Raw genomic sequence first — 16838 nt, forward strand, 5'->3', positions numbered from 1 at the left:
GCTGTACAGTCTGATTCGCAGCCACGCCACAGCGGTTGCGAACGAGGTCCTGTGGAGCAGTTGGTTAGCTCGCCACCCTGTCAAGGTGGAGGTCGCGGGTTCAAGTCCCGTCAGGATCGCAAGAAGAGCAGGGCCCGTATCCCCAGGGATACGGGCCCTGTTGCGTTGCCCGCACCCGCACCCGCACCCGCACCCGCCTGCGCCCCTTCGCACCCGCCCCCGCCCCTCCACGCCCCTTCGGGAGCTCCCGGCGGCCGTCCGGGAGCCCGTCGCGGACCCGTCGGGGTTCACCTCGGCCCCGTCGGGGCATCCGAGCGAAAAATCCCCCGTCCGCATGAGGCGCTCTGCGACGCACGTCCCCTTACGGGTGCATTGCGGGTTGTACAAGAGTGACAGCCTGTGACGGGAGTCACCACATTAGTTTTTGAGACTTGCACATTTATCGCACCCATACGCGTGCTCGATTTAATATGTGCAATGGCACCCACTCCGCCGGCGCCCCGCACCCGCCCGATTCCACCCGACCCCGGGCATAAAAAAAGATCGCGCTGGACCCGGCGGAGTCCAGCGCGATCGAACGCCGAGAACCTGTTGGGGCAGGTCCGAGCGTGTGAAGCCATGTGGGTTTCATCGGATTGGGGGACCCGATTCATGCCCGGTAAAGCGGGGTGCTTACGTGCTTGCGCGACCTCAGGCCTCGCTGCGCTGCTGCGGAATTCCCGCGAGCAGTGCGCGAACCTCGGCCTCGCGGTAACGGCGGTGTCCACCCAGGGTGCGGATGGACGTGAGCTTGCCAGCCTTGGCCCAGCGGGTGACCGTCTTCGGGTCCACGCGGAACATCGTGGCAACCTCAGCCGGGGTCAGCAGCGGCTCGGCATCAGGGGTGCGAGCGGTCATGAGCGGCCTCCTCGGGAGAACCGAACCATCTCGGTTCTTTCCTCTAAATTCTGCACCTTGGCCCGCGTTGCCCGAAATGGACATACGCGGGCCGAGTCGGTTATAGGACGAACGGCTTGTCCTCGGCACTACAACTACACCATCCGTCCAGCCTCGACGGCCAAACCGATGGAATTGCCCTCCGAGGTGTTCATCAGCGGCGGAAGCCGATGGACCGCCCTATAACGGACAGTCACCCCACTGTGACGATCAGTCACAGAGCGATCAGGAGTCGTCAGGACCCCCCGTAGAGTGCAATGCCGAGCATTCCGCCCTTAGTTGGGCGGAAGGAACCCTCCCCGGACTCCTTGTCCTATTTTGGCACGAGGGTAGGGGAAGGGCGCAAGGGTGTAGTTAGTGCGGTCCGTCACGCTTGGGCCAATGGCCCGTATCGGGACGTAGGTCCTGGCACTAAGACCTGAATGTGGTGATCAAGCCTCCGATCAGCCACTTGTGGCTGATCGACCGATACGCACGGTACGCGACGTCCGCCCCGCCGCCCTCCACCGCGTCCGGCGGTCAGTTCGCGAACAGTCTCTCCCGGACCTCCCGCCAGCGTTCCGCGAGCTCCTCGTACGCCTCCGCCGCCCCGGCCTCGTCCCCGGCGCGCAGCGCCGCGATACCCACCGCCACGTCCCGGGCCGAGCGGTCGGCCCGCAGCCGGTCCGCCGGCAGCGCGTGCACCAGGCCCCCGTAGTCCAGCTCGACCATCGAGCGCGGGTGGAACTCCTCCAGCCAGCTGCCGACCTCCACCAGCCCGTCCGCGAGCCCCGCGTACCCTTCGGCCTCCCGCAGCGTCCGCAGCCCCCGCGCGAGCCTCCGCCGGGCCTGCACCATCGGCGTCCGGTAGCGCATCCGCTCGCCCGGCAGGTACTCCCGCTCGTCGTCGGCCACCAGCACGAACCAGCGCAGTGGCACCTGCCACACCGCGGTGCGGATCCACGGGCGCGCATCCGGGTTCCGCTCGCGCCAGCGCTCGTACTCCTCCGCCGCCCGCCGCCTCGCCGCCGGCGGCAGCGCCGCGTCCAGCACGGGGAGCGGGAACTGGTCGGCCAGCTCCTGGAGCGCCAGCCAGCCGCGCAGTCTGGTCCGCCACGGGCAGACCAGCACCACCCCGTCCACCTCCGCCGTGAACGCGTCCGCGCTCTCGTGCGCCGGCACCCCGACCACCGGGACCCGGACCAAGTCGGAAAGGGAGCGGCGCAGTTCGTCCTGGGCGGTCGGGACCACCCCGCGCCGGGCGTACGAGGCCCAGTGCGTGCGCTCCGGCTCCGCGAAAGCCGCCAGGGGCTCGTAGACGCGCAGGTAGGAGGCGTACGGGACGGTCGGCGCCGAGCGCGCCGAGGGCAGCCTGGGGTCGGGGGTTTCGCTCACGCTCTCGTACTCCCCCGCACCGCCCGGCGATACTCCGCCGGGCGTCCGCCGGACCTCCAGGGCCGGCCGCCCATACTCCGGGAGTGTTTCGATCTCTGGACAGGTCGACTGCACACGCCCTGCAGGTCTTACGCTGCTCCCAGCGCGCCCTCCCCCACCCGCAGGGCGGGCGTCATTCCGCCGCATCTCTTCCATGGGAGTCACCACCGTGACCGAAATGACCGACGGCGTCCTGCACACCCTGTTCCGTTCGGAACAGGGCGGCCACGAGCAAGTCGTGCTGTGCCAGGACCGAGCCTCCGGCCTGAAGGCCGTCATCGCGATCCACTCCACCGCTCTGGGCCCCGCCCTCGGCGGTACCCGCTTCCACGCGTACGCCTCCGACGAGGAGGCCGTCATGGACGCGCTGAACCTCTCGCGCGGCATGTCGTACAAGAACGCCATGGCCGGTCTCGGCCTCGGCGGCGGCAAGGCCGTGATCATCGGGGACCCGGACGTCCTGAAGTCCGAGGAACTGCTGCTGGCCTACGGCCGGTTCGTGGAGTCCCTCGGCGGCCGCTACGTGACGGCCTGCGACGTCGGCACGTACGTGGCGGACATGGACATCGTGGCCCGCGAGACCCGCTGGGCGACCGGCCGCTCCCCCGAGAACGGCGGCGCCGGCGACTCCTCGGTGCTCACCGCGTTCGGTGTCTTCCAGGGCATGCGGGCCAGCGCCCAGCACCTGTGGGGCGACCCGACGCTGCGCGGCCGCAAGGTCGCCGTGGCCGGCGTCGGCAAGGTCGGCCACTACCTGGTCGAGCACCTCCTGGAGGACGGCGCCGAGGTCGTGATCACGGACGTCCGCGAGGAGTCGGTGCGCCGGATCCTCGACAAGCACCCGCAGGTCACCGCCGTGGTGGACACCAACGCGCTGATCCGCACCGAGGGCCTGGACATCTACGCCCCCTGCGCACTCGGCGGCGCGCTGAACGACGAGTCGGTACCCGCCCTGACCGCCAGGATCGTGTGCGGCGCCGCGAACAACCAGCTCGCCCACCCGGGTGTGGAGAAGGACCTCGCGGACCGCGGGATCCTCTACGCGCCCGACTACGTGGTGAACGCGGGCGGGGTCATCCAGGTCGCCGACGAGCTGCACGGCTTCGACTTCGACCGCTGCAAGGCCAAGGCCACGAAGATCTTCGACACCACGCTGGAAATCTTCGCTCGTGCGAAGGCGGACGGTATTCCGCCGGCCGCGGCCGCCGACCGGATCGCCGAACAGCGGATGGCGGACGCCCGCGCCGCGAAGGCCGCGAAGGGCTCGGCCCCGGCCGTCGACCCGTCGTAACCGACCCTGACGTGCGCCCGCCGGGGTTGCGGCGAGACGGAACTCACTGCACTTCGGCGGGTCGCCCGCCAGGAAAGGGTTAAAATCGCAGCTGACCAGCGAGGACGGGGCGCCTCATTGGTCCTGCACCGGGGCACGTCATGCGGGCGGCGTACCGTATGGCCGCGGAAGCAGGTACCGTTAAACCCCTACGGACGGTCTCTCCACGGAGAGCCCGCTCCGAACCATGAACGCGTGTCAGACTCTGGGGCCGTCGAGCCCCGTCACCGAGGGGGTCGAGCCATGGGGCGCGGCCGGGCCAAGGCCAAGCAGACAAAGGTCGCCCGCCAGCTGAAGTACAACAGCGGCGGGACTGACCTCTCGCGTCTGGCCAATGAGCTGGGCGCATCGCCGACGGAACCGCTGCTGCCTGTCAGCGAGCCGGTCGAAGTCGATGACGATCTGGACGACGACGACCCGTACGCCAAGTACGCGGATCTGTACAACAGCGATGACGACGACGACGAGGACGAAGAGTCCGGTCCGTCGGCACAGCGTCGGGGCGCTTGACGCTCTCGCGCGTCTCTTTCGCGTCTGCACCACGCAGGTGGCGGCCAGTCACTGACTGACCCCGGCTGAGCAACACAAGAACCCGGTCCAGGGCCTCGCCCCGGACCGGGTTTCAGTGTTGCCCGCCGTTGTCCCGGCTGGTCAGCTCGCGTACGCGCCGGTCAGGGTCGCGCCCTCGGTGTGTGCGCCGCGCTCGAGGATCTCTCCCGCGACCCACGCGTCCACACCCCGGTCGGCCAGCGCGGTCAGCGCCACGTCCACCGACTCCTGCGGGACCACGGCCATCATGCCGACGCCCATGTTCAGGGTCTTCTCCAGCTCCAGCTGCTCGACCTGACCGGCCTTGCCGACCAGGTCGAAGATCGCGCCCGGGGTCCAGGTCGAACGGTCGACCGTGGCGTGCAGGTGGTCCGGGATGACCCGGGCCAGGTTCGCCGCGAGGCCGCCGCCGGTGATGTGCGAGTACGCGTGGACCTCGGCCGTACGGGTGAGGGCCATGCAGTCCAGCGAATAGATCTTGGTCGGCTCCAGGAGCTCCTCGCCGAGGGTCCTGCCGAGCTCCTCGACGTGCTGCTCGAGGGACATCTTGGCGCGCTCGAAGAGGACGTGCCGGACCAGCGAGTACCCGTTCGAGTGAAGGCCGGACGACGCCATCGCGATGACGGCGTCACCCGTACGGATGCGATCCGCGCCGAGCAGGCGGTCGTACTCGACGACACCGGTGCCGGCGCCCGCCACGTCGAAGTCGTCCGGACCCAGCAGGCCCGGGTGCTCGGCGGTCTCGCCGCCCACCAGGGCGCAGCCGGCGAGGACGCAGCCCTCGGCGATGCCCTTGACGATCGCCGCGACACGCTCCGGGTGGACCTTGCCCACGCAGATGTAGTCGGTCATGAAGAGCGGCTCGGCGCCGCAGACGACGATGTCGTCCATGACCATCGCGACGAGGTCGTGGCCGATGGTGTCGTACACGCCCAGCTGGCGGGCGATGTCCACCTTCGTGCCGACCCCGTCGGTCGCGGAGGCCAGCAGCGGGCGCTCGTAGCGCTTGAGGGCGGAGGCGTCGAAGAGGCCGGCGAAGCCGCCGAGGCCGCCGAGGACCTCGGGGCGCTGCGTCTTCTTCACCCACTCCTTCATCAGCTCGACGGCGCGGTCTCCCGCTTCGATGTCCACGCCTGCGGCTGCGTAGCTGGCACCGGTGGTCTTCTCTGTCATGACAGGGAGAGCTTTCGTGTCGTTACTGCTTGTGGTGCCGGGCCCTGGGAGAAGCTTGAAAGACAGGGCCCGGCGCAGGTGGAGCGGGGGTTGCGGCCGCGGCGCTACGGGCGCCGGAGCGCGTCGGCGGCGTCGGTGCCGCCCGCGAGCTCGGACTCCAGGAGCTGCTTGCCCAGGAGCTGCGGGTCTGGCAGCTCCATGGGGTACTCGCCGTCGAAGCAGGCACGGCAGAGGTTGGGCTTCTGGATGGTCGTCGCCTCGATCATCGAGTCGAGCGAGATGTACGAGAGCGAGTCCGCGCCCAGCGACGTGGCGATCTCGTCGACCGTCATGCCGTTGGCGATCAGCTCGGCCCGGGTGGCGAAGTCGATGCCGAAGAAGCACGGCCACTTCACCGGCGGCGAGGAGATCCGGATGTGGACCTCGGCCGCGCCGGCCTCGCGGAGCATCTTGACCAGGGCGCGCTGCGTGTTGCCGCGGACGATCGAGTCGTCCACGACCACCAGGCGCTTGCCCCGGATGACTTCCTTGAGGGGATTGAGCTTCAGGCGGATGCCCAGCTGGCGGATCGTCTGCGAGGGCTGGATGAAGGTCCGGCCGACGTAGGCGTTCTTGACCAGGCCGGAGCCGTACGGGATCCCGCTGGCCTCGGCGTATCCGACGGCGGCGGGCGTGCCGGATTCCGGCGTCGCTATCACCAGGTCGGCGTCCACCGGGGCTTCCTTGGCCAGGCGCCGGCCCATCTCGACACGCGAGAGGTAGACGTTCCGGCCGGCGATGTCGGTGTCCGGGCGCGCCAGGTAGACGTACTCGAAGACACAGCCCTTGGGCTTTGCTTCCGCGAAGCGGGAGGTGCGCAGGCCGTTCTCGTCGATCGCGATGAGCTCGCCCGGCTCGACCTCGCGGACGAAGCTGGCGCCGCAGATGTCGAGGGCGGCGGTCTCACTCGCGACCACCCAGCCGCGTTCCAGGCGGCCGAGGACCAGCGGGCGGATGCCCTGCGGGTCACGGGCGGTGTAGAGGGTTCCCTCGTCCATGAACACGAGCGAGAACGCACCCTTGACCTTCGGGAGGACCTTGGTGGCCGACTCCTCGATCGTCAGGGGCTTGCCGTCGTCGTCCGTCTGGCCGGCCAGCAGGGCGGTGACCAGGTCGGTGTCATTGGTGGCCGCCACCTGGGTGGCGCGGCCGTCCTGACGGGGGAGGTCTGCGACCATCTCGGCGAGCTCGGCGGTGTTCACCAGGTTGCCGTTGTGACCCAGGGCAATGGAGCCGTGGGCGGTCGCGCGGAAAGTGGGCTGCGCGTTCTCCCAGACGGAGGCTCCGGTGGTCGAGTAGCGGGCGTGACCGACCGCGATATGACCCTGGAGCGAGCCGAGAGAGGTTTCGTCGAAGACTTGGGAAACGAGGCCCATGTCCTTGAAGACGAGGATCTGGGAACCGTTGCTCACAGCGATTCCCGCGGACTCTTGTCCACGGTGCTGCAACGCATACAGTCCGAAGTAGGTGAGCTTGGCGACCTCTTCACCCGGAGCCCAGACACCGAAGACGCCGCAAGCGTCCTGGGGGCCCTTTTCGCCGGGGAGCAGGTCGTGGTTGAGTCGTCCATCACCACGAGGCACGCTCCCGAGTGTAGGCGAGATCGACCACTGGTCCGAATTGGGGACGGCCGGGAAATCTCACAGCACAGAGGGTGACCGGACGGCTCCGTCTCGGCATTCGGATCACCTTGTTGACATCTACGAGGGCATTCGTACAGGCTCTCGGCCCATGCAGCCTCTCGGTGACCGTTCCGTCACCCTCGTCGAGCGCCGCCACGTAGACCTGGTCCGTGTCGCGAGCGCCATCTGTCGCTGTTCCGCGTAGCCGCAACTCTCCTTTTCCTTTTCTCTTTTCCGCTCCGGCCGCCCCTGCCCCGCCGTGCCGCGCGCCGTCCCGCGCGCCCGCCGGGCCGGGTGGCCGAGCCGCGCCTTGGAGTACTTGTGCCTTCGTACGACAACCACCTGTCCCGGCGTGCCTTCGGCAGCGCCGTCGGAGTGACCGCGGCCGCGGCGGCCGTGGGGCTGGGTGCCGCCCCGGCCCGGGCGGCCCAGGAGACCGCCGGGCCGCCGGAGCGGGAGTTCCGCGCCGCCCGCGGCCGGCACTCCCGACGGCCCAACATCCTGTTCATCCTGGGCGACGACCTCGGCTGGGCCGACCTGTCCTCGTACGGCTCCCCGCACATCAAGACCCCGAACCTGGACCGGCTCGCCCGCCAGGGCGTCCGCTTCACCGATGCCTACTCCGGCTCCGCCACCTGCTCACCGACGCGGTTCAGCCTGTACACGGGCCGCTACCCCGGCCGGGTGGAGGGCGGGCTCGCCGAGCCCATCGCCGACCGGAGCGTCGGCCTGGAACCCACCCACCCGACGCTGGCCTCGCTGCTGCGCGACGCGGGTTACGCGACCGCGCTGATCGGCAAATGGCACTGCGGCTACCTGCCCGACCACAGTCCGACCAAGTCGGGCTGGGACGAGTTCTTCGGCAACTTCGGCGGCGCCCTGGAGTACTACTCCAAGCTGGGCCTCGGCGGCGAGTACGACCTCTACGAGGGCGACGCCACCTACAAGGACCTGCGCTACTACACGCGGATCATCACCGAGCGGGCCGCCGAGTACGTCTCCCGCGACCACGGCGGCAAGCCGTGGCTGCTCAACCTCAACTTCACCACCCCGCACTGGCCGTGGATCGCCGACGGGGACACCGAGGCGAGCGCCGAGGTCGAGCGCCGGATCAAGGCGGGCGACGCCCGGGCGCTGTGGCACCAGGACGGCGGCTCCGTCGAGAAGTACCGGCAGATGGTCGAGGACCTCGACCGCTCGGTCGGCGAGGTGCTGAAGGCGCTCGAGCGCTCGGGGCGGGCGGACGACACCCTGATCGTCTTCTCCAGCGACAACGGCGGCGAGCGGTTCTCGTACAACTGGCCGCTCTCCGGCAACAAGGCCTCCCTCCAGGAGGGCGGGATCCGGGTGCCGAACATCGTGCGCTGGCCGGCCCGGATCGACGGCGGCCAGGTCAGCCGGGTCCCGGTCTTCACCCCGGACTGGACGGCGACCCTGCTGGAGCTGGCCGGGGCCCGGCCGCACCCGGCCTACCCGCTGGACGGCGCCAGCCTGGCCGGGTACCTGCTGCGCGGCGAGAAGATCGCCGAGCGGAACCTGTTCTGGCGGGTGCGCGGCGAGCGGGCCCTGCGCCGCGGGGACTGGAAGTACTACCGCGGGAAGGCGGGCCGGGACCAGCTGTTCAACCTGGCCGGCGATGCCCGGGAGCAGGCCGACAAGGCGGCGCTGGAGCCGGCCCGGCTCGCGGAGCTGCGCACGGCCTGGGAGAAGACGGACGCGGGCCTGCTGCCCTACCCGGGCTGACCCCCCGGGTGGCGGACGCGCCCGGTCATTCCGTGGCCGAGGCCCCCTGCGCGACCAGGCCCCGGCCGTCGGGCGCGGTGAGGGTGAGGGTGCGGCCCTCGATGCTCCAGGTGAGCGAGTCGGCGGCGAACAGCTCGGTCAGCTTCCGCTCGACCTCGCCCACCGCGCCCTCGCAGGCCATCCGGGTCGTGGTCAGCGGTCCGAACCTGAGCCGGGCGCCGTCACCGGTGGCCTGGGCGCTGAACCGGTTGCAGCCGAGGCTGCCGCTCGCGGCAAGGCCGGCGGTCAGCTCGAACCGCGCCTTGCCCGCGGCCTCGGCGGGCAGCGGGGACACGGTGTCGCCGGTGACCAGGGACTCGACGGTCCACCAGGTGTCGGTGAGGGGGGCGTTCGGGACCGGGGGCTTCGTGCTCATCGCGATCGTGCTCCCGTCGGAGGTCTTCAGCGTGAGCCGGTCGGGTCCCCGGTCGATGGTGAGCCGGCCCTTGAGGAGTCCGGCGAAGGCCGTCTCGAACTCGCTGTCCGCGCAGGCCATGGTGGTCGTGGGACCGGGGGTGACCGTCACCGAGGAGGTGCCGGCAAAGGCGACCTCGGCCTTGAAGGCGTTGCAGCCGTAGTTGCCCGTGGCCTCCTTCTCCGCGAGGTCCAGGCGGGCGCTGTCGGGCGCGTGCAGGGTCCGGCCGCCGGTGGTCAGGGACTCGACGGCCCAGGAACCCTTGGGGTCGGGGAGCACGCGGGTCTGCGATGCGCCGCCCTCGCTGCAGGCGGTGAGGGCGAGCGCGAGGGCCGATACGACGGCCAGGCCGGCCGGGGCGTGCCGATGAGTACGCATGCTCCTGGGACGGGCCGGCCCGGCGGGCGGTTCCACCACGACTGCCATCCCCTCAGCTCATGACCGGGAGCAGCGCGGACAGGTCGGCCCGCTCGCCACTGGCCCTGACCTGCGCGTCCTCCACGGCTGAGGACCAGTCCGTACGCCCGGTGGCCAGCCGGAGGAAGGTCAGCGGGTCCGTCTCCACCACGTTCGGCGGGGTGCCGCGGGTGTGCCGGGGCCCCTCGATGCACTGGACCACCGCGAACGGCGGGATCCGTACCTCCACCGAGCCGCCCGGGGCCCTCAGCGCGAGGGCGTCGGCGAGCAGCCGGGTGCAGGCGGCCAGGGCCTGCCGCTCGATCGGGATGTCCACTCCGGCGGCCCGGGCCAGGTCGTCGGTGTGGACCACCAGTTCCACGGTCCGGGTGACGAGGAAGTCGGCCAGGGTCATGTCCCCGATCCACAGGTCGAGCACCCGGCTGCCGGGGTTCGCGGCCAGCGCCTCGGCCATGCGGGCGGCGGCCCGCTCGTACAGCTCGGGCAACGGGGCGCCCTCGAGGGTCTCCCTGGCCGCCTCGGCGATCTTCCCGGCGAGGGAGGCGGTGGCGGAGGGCCATTCGACGGCCGTCAGTTCCGGCACGGCGGCCGGAGGCCTGGCCAGTCCGGTGGCCAGCGAGTCGGCGATCCACGCGATGTGCGCGGCGAGTTCGGCGACGCTCCACGCCCCGACACCGCTGGGCCGGGCGAGCTGCTCGCCGCTCAACTCCCGTACGGCGTCGGCCACATGCCCGAACTGCGCGGTGACCGCGGCACGGATCTTCGCGGCGTCGTAGGTACGCGCCCTCTTCTTGGCGGGTGGCATGGCCCGACCCTATCCGCCGCGGCCGACACCGGCACGGCCCCACCACGCAGCCCTGCAGACGCAGCCCCGCCGCACAGCGGCCGGGCACGCCCGAGCCCCCGCCCGCAGACCGCGGACGGGGGCTCGCGAGCTACGGCGGGATCAGGCCAGCAGGGCCGGGATCGTCGCCTCGTGGGCGGTACGCAGTTCCGCGAGCGGGATCGTGAACTCGCCCTGGACCTCGATCTCCTCACCGTCCACCACGCCGATGCGGGTGGCGGGCAGGCCCCGCGCACCGCACATGTCGGTGAAGCGGAGCTCCTCGCTGCGCGGGACGGCCACGATGGCCCGGCCCGCCGACTCGGAGAACAGGAAGGTGAACGCGTCCAGACCCTCGGGCACCACGACCCGCGCACCGTTGCCGCCGCGCAGGCAGGACTCGGTGAGCGCCTGGATCACGCCGCCGTCGGACAGGTCGTGCGCCGCGTCGACCATGCCGTCGCGGGACGCCGAGATCAGGATCTCGCCGAGCAGCTTCTCGCGGCCCAGGTCCACCTTGGGCGGCATGCCGCCGAGGTGGTCGTGGACGACCTGGGACCAGGCCGAGCCGCCGAACTCCTCGGCCGTGTCGCCCAGCAGGTACAGCAGCTGGCCGGCCTCCGCGAACGCCATCGGCGTACGGCGGTTGACGTCGTCGATCACGCCGAGGACCGCCACGACCGGGGTCGGGTGGATCGCGACGTCACCGGTCTGGTTGTACAGCGAGACGTTGCCGCCGGTCACCGGGGTGCCCAGCTCCAGGCAGCCGTCCGCGAGACCGCGGGTGGCCTCGGCGAACTGCCACATGACGCCCGGGTCCTCGGGGGAACCGAAGTTCAGGCAGTCGGAGATGGCGAGCGGCTTGGCTCCGGTCGCGGCGACGTTGCGGTACGCCTCGGCCAGCGCGAGCTGCGCGCCCGTGTACGGGTCGAGCTTCGCGAAGCGGCCGTTTCCGTCCGTCGCCATGGCCACGCCGAGGTTGGACTCCTCGTCGATGCGGACCATGCCGGCGTCCTCGGGCTGCGAGAGCACCGTGTTGCCCTGCACGAAGCGGTCGTACTGGTCGGTGACCCACGACTTCGAGGCCTGGTTCGGGGAGGAGACCAGGGCCAGGACCTGCGCCCGCAGCTCCTCGGAGGTCTGCGGCCGGGGCAGCTTGCCCGCGTCGTCCGCCTGGAGCGCGTCCTGCCACTCCGGGCGGGCGTACGGGCGGTGGTAGACCGGACCCTCGTGGGCGACGGTGCCCGGGGGCACGTCCACGATCTGCTCGCCGTGCCAGAAGATCTCCAGGCGCTCGCCGTCGGTCACCTCACCGATGACGGTGGCGATGACGTCCCACTTCTCGCAGATCTCCATGAAGCGGTCGACGTGCTGCGGCTCGACGATCGCGCACATGCGCTCCTGCGACTCGCTCATGAGGATTTCCTCGGGCGAGAGCGTCGCGTCGCGCAGCGGGACGGTGTCCAGCTCCACGCGCATACCGCCGGAACCGGCGGAGGCCAGCTCGGACGTGGCACAGGAGAGCCCGGCGCCGCCGAGGTCCTGGATGCCCGCGACCAGCTTCTCCTTGAAGATCTCCAGGGTGCACTCGATGAGGAGCTTCTCCTGGAAGGGGTCGCCGACCTGGACGGCGGGGCGCTTGGTGGGCTTGGTGTCGTCGAACGTCTCCGAGGCCAGCACGGAGACGCCGCCGATGCCGTCGCCGCCCGTGCGGGCGCCGTAGAGGATGACCTTGTTGCCGGGGCCGGAGGCCTGGGCGAGGTGGATGTCCTCGTGCTTCATCACGCCGATGCAGCCGGCGTTGACCAGCGGGTTGCCCTGGTAGCAGGCGTCGAAGACGACCTCGCCGCCGATGTTGGGCAGGCCGAGGCAGTTGCCGTAGCCGCCGATGCCCGCGACGACGCCCGGCAGGACGCGCTTGGTGTCGGGGTGGTCGGCCGCGCCGAAGCGCAGCGGGTCGACGACCGCGACCGGGCGGGCGCCCATGGCGAGGATGTCGCGCACGATGCCGCCGATGCCGGTGGCCGCGCCCTGGTAGGGCTCGATGTACGACGGGTGGTTGTGCGACTCGACCTTGAAGGTGACCGCGTAGCCCTGGCCGACGTCGACGACGCCGGCGTTCTCGCCGATGCCGACGAGCATGGCGTCGTTCTGGGGGACCTTCTCGCCGAACTGCTTCAGGTGGACCTTGCTGCTCTTGTACGAGCAGTGCTCGGACCACATGACCGAGTACATGGCGAGCTCGGCGCCCGTGGGGCGGCGGCCGAGGATCTCGCGGATCCGGGCGTACTCGTCCTCCTTGAGGCCGAGTTCCTTCCAGGGCTGGGAGGCGTCCGGGGTTTCGGTGGCGTTCTTGACCGTGTCGAGGCTCATGCGGAGACCAGCTTCTTCAGGACCGAGGTGAAGAACGGGAGGCCGTCGGTGCGGCCCGTCCCGATCAGCGGCTCCACCGCGTGCTCGGGGTGCGGCATGAGGCCGACGACGTTGCCCGCGGCGTTGGTGATGCCGGCGATGTCGCGGAGCGACCCGTTCGGGTTCATGTCGACGTAGCGGAAGGCCACGCGGCCTTCGGCCTCCAGCTCGTCGAGCACGCGCTCGTCGGCGACGTACCGGCCGTCCATGTTCTTGAGCGGTACGGAGATCTCCTGGCCGGCGGTGTAGTCGCCGGTCCACGCGGTCTCCGCGTTCTCCACCCGCAGCTTCTGGTCGCGGCAGATGAAGTGCAGGTGGTTGTTCCGGAGCATCGCCCCCGGCAGCAGGTGGGCCTCGGTGAGGATCTGGAAGCCGTTGCAGATGCCCAGGACGGGCATGCCGCCCTTGGCCTGCTCGATGATGGTCTCCATCACCGGCGAGAACCGGGAGATGGCTCCGGCGCGCAGGTAGTCCCCGTAGGAGAAGCCGCCCGCGAGGACGACCGCGTCGACCTGGTGCAGGTCCTTGTCGCGGTGCCACAGCGAGACGGGCTCGGCCCCCGCGAGGCGGACGGCGCGCAGCGAGTCACGGTCGTCGAGCGTTCCGGGGAACGTGACGACTCCGATGCGAGTGGTCACCGTCAGGCCTCGACCTTCACGGTGAAGTCTTCGATGACGGTGTTGGCGAGGAACGTTTCGGCCATCTTGTGGATGCGGTCGAGGGCGGCCTGGTCGACCGGTCCCTCCACTTCCAGCTCGAAACGCTTCCCCTGACGGACGTCGGCGATGCCCTCGAAGCCCAGGCGCGGCAGTGCACGCTGCACCGCCTGGCCCTGGGGGTCGAGGATCTCCGGCTTGAGCATGACGTCGACTACGACGCGTGCCACTGGCACTCCCGATGAGGTGGTTGGTGCGAAGGCGGTTCCCTCAGCGTACCCGTCCGAAATTTCTACGCGGGTAGATATCCATGGAGCGTGATCGTCCGCCCGTTTCGGCTTCACCAACGCTTCGCAAAATCCACCGGAAAACCACGCGCCCGGGATTGCGGCAGGACACGCGGAGACAATTAACTGGGCTTCGCAATGCAATGGGAATCGAGGTACAAAGGATTCCACCGGGTCGGTGACATTTGTCGCCTCTCAACCCGGGGCGGAAAGTTGCATTGCTCCGAAACATCCACACAGGCGACATCACCGCACGTCCCACGCGTGGGTGGCGTCGCGCGAAGGGACCGATATCCGTGGCGCAGCGCGTAGTAGTCACGATCTCCGACGACATCGACGGCGGAGAAGCGGCGGAAACGGTCACGTTCGGCCTGGACGGTAAGTCGTACGAGATCGACCTCAATCTGGCCAACGCAAAGAAACTGCGGAAGAGCCTCGAGCCCTTCGTGGCCGCCGGCCGCCGCCAGGCCCGCTCCGGGAAGACGTACAAGCACACCTCACTGGCACCGGACCCGGCGGTCGTACGCGCCTGGGCCCGGTCCAACGACCTCGACGTGCCGCCGCGCGGCCGCATCCCGAAGCGGGTCTACGCGGCGTACAACGAGGCCCACTGAGGGCCCGGCGAGGGCCGCTAACGGGGCCCGGAGGGGGCCGATTTGCCATCCACCCCCTCCGGTCCGCTAGTGTGTGGATCACGCCGAGGGGCCAGACCGCAGGTCAAAGCCCCGAAGGTCGTGCGGGTGTAGTTCAGTAGCAGAACATCCCCCTTCCAGGGGGAAGGCGCAGTGTGCGATCCCTGTCACCCGCTCTGCACGCTTTACCGACCACTCCGGTGGATCAGGTACAGTAGTGCTCGCATCGCCCCGGCGATAAGTCGGTGCGAGTATGCGGACGTAGCTCAGTTGGTAGAGCACCACCTTGCCAAGGTGGATGTCGCGCGTTCGAGTCGCGTCGTCCGCTCAGATCGCAAAGGCCCTGATCATTGATCAGGGCCTTTGTCGTATGTATCGGCTTGTGCTGACAAATGTCATCGGGGGTGATGACGGCGCGCACTGGTACCGGCCGCGGGCTGCCGCGAGGCTGGAGTCGTGCACGGCGGCGACCGCCGGAGCGTGATCGGGGGACTGGGGACTGTGTCGAAGCTGACCGGATGGTGGAAGAACCGCAGCAGTGCGGCGAAGGTCGAGCTGTACACACGCTGCTCGTTCCACTTCTTCGTCCTGATCGAGATCATGTCGTTCGGATTGCCCCTGGTGGGCTCGGCAGCGGTGCGGTCGTCCTCGCGTCCCGTGGCCGTCGCGTTCTTCCTGGCACTGTGCGCGCACTCCGTGCTGGTCGCGTTCCTCTCCTCCAGGGCACTGGACTGGGTGGTCGGGCGCCGGACGCGGCCGGTGCGGCTCGCGGTGGCCACGGCGGTCCTGACGGCCGTCGCGTGCCTCGCCGCCCTCGTCCTGCGCAAGACCGGGCACATCGACGCGTCGGCGGCCCCGTCCCTGGTGATCGGCATCAGCTGCTTCGGCACGGGATCGCTGGTGCTGTGCCTGAACAGGGTCCAGCGCATGTGGTGCGTCGCCCCGGCCGCGGCGGCCGGCACTGCCGCCGCGACGGCCGCCCTCGGCCTGCCCCTGGGCGAATCCGTCGGCTACACGGTCGGAGTCCTGCTGAGCGGCCTGTTCATGAGCATGGCCTACGGGTTCTCCGGGTGGCTGCTGAAGACGGTGTACGAGCTCGACCGGGCCCGGGAGCTCCAGGCGCAGCTGGCCGTCGCCGAGGAACGGCTGCGCTTCGGGCGGGACCTGCACGACGTGATGGGCCGCAATCTGGCGGTGATCGCGCTCAAGAGCGAGCTGGCGGTCCAGCTGGCCCGCCGCGAACGCCCGGAGGCCGTGGACCAGATGATCGAGGTCCAGCGGATCGCCCGGGAGTCGCAGCGCGAGGTACGGGACGTCGTGCGCGGCTACCGCGAGGCGGACCTCGCGGCGGAGCTGGAGGGCGCCCGCGGGGTGCTCGCCGCGGCCGGGATGGACTGCCGCGTCGAGATCGAGGCCGCCCGCGCACTGCGCCCCGAGGTGCAGTCGGCGCTGGGCTGGGTGGTCCGGGAGGCGACCACGAACGTCCTGCGGCACGGGGACGCCCGCAACTGTGTGATCCGGCTGACGGCGCCCGACGAGGGCGCGCTGACGCTGGTGGTGGAGAACGACGGGGCCCCCGAGGCACCGGCCGGACCGCCGGGTTCCGGGCTCGCGGGGCTGCGGGAGCGGCTCGCGGTGCTGGACGGCACCTTGGAGGCGGGCCCGGTCCACGGCGGCCGGTTCCGGCTGCGGGCGCGGATCCCGGGCGGACAACTGCGAGGACTGGAGGTGCGGGCGTGAGCCCCGTACGCGTACTGCTGGCCGACGACGAGCACTTGATCCGCGGCGCGCTCGCCGCGCTGCTGGCCCTCGAGGACGATCTGCTGGTCGTCGCGGAGGCGGCCTCGGGACCGGAGGCCCTCGCGATGGCGCGCGCCCACCGGCCGGACGTGGCGGTGCTCGACCTGCAGATGCCGGGGGCGGACGGTGTGAGCGTGGCCACATCCCTGCGGGCCGAACTCCCCGAATGCAAGACCATGATCGTGACGAGTCACGGGCGTCCCGGGCACCTGAAGCGGGCCCTCGCGGCAGGCGTGCGGGCCTTCGCGCCGAAGACGGTGTCGGCGCAGCGGCTGGCCGAGCTGATCCGGACCGTGCACGCCGGAGGGCGTTATGTGGACCCGGAGTTGGCGGCCGATGCGATCAGCGCGGGGGACTCCCCGCTGACCGCGCGCGAGGCCGAGGTGCTCGAACTCGCGGGGGACGGGGCGCCGGTCGCGGAGATCGCCGAGCGGGCCTCGCTGTCGCAGGGGACCGTACGGAACTACCTGTCGTCGGCGGCCTCGAAGCTCGGCGCGGAGAACCGGCACACGGCAGTGCGTCTCGCACGCGAGCGAGGTTGGGTATAGTAGT

The 16838-nt window shown here is 70.3% G+C and carries 16 protein-coding genes and 3 tRNA genes; 10 read left to right on the forward strand and 9 right to left on the reverse strand.

What is annotated here, in order from left to right; genetic code table 11:
- Nucleotides 1-45: 45 nt before the first annotated feature.
- Nucleotides 46-119: transfer RNA gene (locus ACFYXK_RS14015), tRNA-Asp, on the forward strand.
- Between the two features lie 571 nt (nucleotides 120-690).
- On the opposite strand, the gene bldC is transcribed toward ACFYXK_RS14015, so the two are convergent.
- Together bldC and ACFYXK_RS14025 are read right to left on the reverse strand one after the other, a co-directional pair.
- Nucleotides 691-897 (reverse strand): developmental transcriptional regulator BldC, encoded by a 207-nt coding sequence (bldC, locus tag ACFYXK_RS14020; RefSeq protein ID WP_003949541.1) that lies wholly within the window; start codon nucleotides 895-897, stop codon nucleotides 691-693.
- Nucleotides 898-1455: 558 nt separating this feature from the next.
- Nucleotides 1456-2310, reverse strand: a complete 855-nt coding sequence (locus ACFYXK_RS14025; RefSeq protein ID WP_389411374.1) for a hypothetical protein — start codon at nucleotides 2308-2310, stop codon at nucleotides 1456-1458.
- 208 nt (nucleotides 2311-2518) lie between these two features.
- Between ACFYXK_RS14025 and ACFYXK_RS14030 the strand changes: the two genes are divergently transcribed.
- Nucleotides 2519-3640, forward strand: coding sequence for a Leu/Phe/Val dehydrogenase (locus tag ACFYXK_RS14030; protein WP_389411375.1), 1122 nt, complete (start codon nucleotides 2519-2521; stop codon nucleotides 3638-3640).
- Between the two features lie 282 nt (nucleotides 3641-3922).
- Nucleotides 3923-4189 carry a DUF3073 domain-containing protein gene (locus tag ACFYXK_RS14035; protein ID WP_030292353.1) on the forward strand — a complete coding sequence of 89 codons (267 nt, stop codon included), beginning with the start codon at nucleotides 3923-3925 and terminating at the stop codon, nucleotides 4187-4189.
- 141 nt (nucleotides 4190-4330) lie between these two features.
- Here ACFYXK_RS14035 and purM read toward each other — a convergent pair whose 3' ends face one another.
- Together purM and purF are read right to left on the reverse strand one after the other, a co-directional pair.
- Nucleotides 4331-5401 (reverse strand): phosphoribosylformylglycinamidine cyclo-ligase, encoded by a 1071-nt coding sequence (purM, locus tag ACFYXK_RS14040; RefSeq protein WP_389411376.1) that lies wholly within the window; start codon nucleotides 5399-5401, stop codon nucleotides 4331-4333.
- A 104-nt stretch (nucleotides 5402-5505) separates the two neighbouring features.
- On the reverse strand, nucleotides 5506-7023 hold the full coding sequence (gene purF / locus ACFYXK_RS14045; protein WP_030160137.1) for an amidophosphoribosyltransferase: 1518 nt from the start codon (nucleotides 7021-7023) through the stop codon (nucleotides 5506-5508).
- A 148-nt stretch (nucleotides 7024-7171) separates the two neighbouring features.
- On the opposite strand from purF, the gene ACFYXK_RS14050 reads away from it, so the two are divergent.
- A complete protein-coding gene (locus ACFYXK_RS14050) occupies nucleotides 7172-7267 on the forward strand; it encodes a putative leader peptide (RefSeq protein ID WP_350325720.1) in 96 nt (31 codons plus the stop codon).
- 116 nt (nucleotides 7268-7383) lie between these two features.
- A complete protein-coding gene (locus tag ACFYXK_RS14055) occupies nucleotides 7384-8805 on the forward strand; it encodes a sulfatase-like hydrolase/transferase (protein ID WP_389411377.1) in 1422 nt (473 codons plus the stop codon).
- Nucleotides 8806-8830: 25 nt separating this feature from the next.
- Here the strand turns inward: ACFYXK_RS14055 and ACFYXK_RS14060 are convergent, their stop codons facing one another.
- From ACFYXK_RS14060 to purS, 5 genes are all read right to left on the reverse strand, one after another.
- Complete coding sequence (locus ACFYXK_RS14060; protein WP_389411378.1) at nucleotides 8831-9637, reverse strand: META domain-containing protein; 807 nt, start codon at nucleotides 9635-9637, stop codon at nucleotides 8831-8833.
- Between the two features lie 52 nt (nucleotides 9638-9689).
- Nucleotides 9690-10481, reverse strand: a complete 792-nt coding sequence (locus ACFYXK_RS14065) for a sterol carrier family protein (RefSeq protein WP_389411379.1) — start codon at nucleotides 10479-10481, stop codon at nucleotides 9690-9692.
- A 141-nt stretch (nucleotides 10482-10622) separates the two neighbouring features.
- Nucleotides 10623-12872 carry a phosphoribosylformylglycinamidine synthase subunit PurL gene (gene purL, locus ACFYXK_RS14070; protein ID WP_389411380.1) on the reverse strand — a complete coding sequence of 750 codons (2250 nt, stop codon included), beginning with the start codon at nucleotides 12870-12872 and terminating at the stop codon, nucleotides 10623-10625.
- On the reverse strand, nucleotides 12869-13549 hold the full coding sequence (purQ, locus tag ACFYXK_RS14075; RefSeq protein ID WP_266665872.1) for a phosphoribosylformylglycinamidine synthase subunit PurQ: 681 nt from the start codon (nucleotides 13547-13549) through the stop codon (nucleotides 12869-12871). Before purQ ends, purL begins: the two co-directional genes overlap by 4 nt.
- Nucleotides 13550-13551: 2 nt before the next feature.
- Nucleotides 13552-13803, reverse strand: coding sequence for a phosphoribosylformylglycinamidine synthase subunit PurS (gene purS / locus ACFYXK_RS14080; protein ID WP_008740952.1), 252 nt, complete (start codon nucleotides 13801-13803; stop codon nucleotides 13552-13554).
- 347 nt (nucleotides 13804-14150) lie between these two features.
- Between purS and ACFYXK_RS14085 the strand changes: the two genes are divergently transcribed.
- From ACFYXK_RS14085 to ACFYXK_RS14105, 5 genes are all read left to right on the forward strand, one after another.
- Nucleotides 14151-14468 (forward strand): Lsr2 family protein, encoded by a 318-nt coding sequence (locus ACFYXK_RS14085; RefSeq protein ID WP_362631386.1) that lies wholly within the window; start codon nucleotides 14151-14153, stop codon nucleotides 14466-14468.
- Between the two features lie 122 nt (nucleotides 14469-14590).
- Nucleotides 14591-14662, forward strand: a tRNA-Gly gene (locus ACFYXK_RS14090).
- 79 nt (nucleotides 14663-14741) lie between these two features.
- A tRNA-Gly gene (locus tag ACFYXK_RS14095) sits at nucleotides 14742-14814 on the forward strand.
- A gap of 173 nt (nucleotides 14815-14987) precedes the next feature.
- Nucleotides 14988-16226 carry a sensor histidine kinase gene (locus ACFYXK_RS14100; protein WP_389411381.1) on the forward strand — a complete coding sequence of 413 codons (1239 nt, stop codon included), beginning with the start codon at nucleotides 14988-14990 and terminating at the stop codon, nucleotides 16224-16226.
- On the forward strand, nucleotides 16223-16834 hold the full coding sequence (locus tag ACFYXK_RS14105; protein WP_389411382.1) for a response regulator: 612 nt from the start codon (nucleotides 16223-16225) through the stop codon (nucleotides 16832-16834). Before ACFYXK_RS14100 ends, ACFYXK_RS14105 begins: the two co-directional genes overlap by 4 nt.
- Nucleotides 16835-16838: the final 4 nt, after the last annotated feature.

Source organism: Streptomyces sp. NPDC002209 (assembly GCF_042890265.1).
Taxonomy (GTDB): domain Bacteria; phylum Actinomycetota; class Actinomycetes; order Streptomycetales; family Streptomycetaceae; genus Streptomyces.

Excerpts from the sequence above, each read along its gene's own strand:
- ACFYXK_RS14050 (WP_350325720.1), top strand. The coding sequence starts at position 7,172 with ATGCAGCCTCTCGGTGACCGTTCCGTCACCCTCGTCGAGCGCCGCCAC.
- purM (WP_389411376.1), bottom strand. The coding sequence starts at position 5,401 with ATGACAGAGAAGACCACCGGTGCCAGCTACGCAGCCGCAGGCGTGGAC.
- purL (WP_389411380.1), bottom strand. The coding sequence starts at position 12,872 with ATGAGCCTCGACACGGTCAAGAACGCCACCGAAACCCCGGACGCCTCC.
- ACFYXK_RS14060 (WP_389411378.1), bottom strand. The coding sequence starts at position 9,637 with ATGCGTACTCATCGGCACGCCCCGGCCGGCCTGGCCGTCGTATCGGCC.
- ACFYXK_RS14035 (WP_030292353.1), top strand. The coding sequence starts at position 3,923 with ATGGGGCGCGGCCGGGCCAAGGCCAAGCAGACAAAGGTCGCCCGCCAG.
- bldC (WP_003949541.1), bottom strand. The coding sequence starts at position 897 with ATGACCGCTCGCACCCCTGATGCCGAGCCGCTGCTGACCCCGGCTGAG.
- ACFYXK_RS14065 (WP_389411379.1), bottom strand. The coding sequence starts at position 10,481 with ATGCCACCCGCCAAGAAGAGGGCGCGTACCTACGACGCCGCGAAGATC.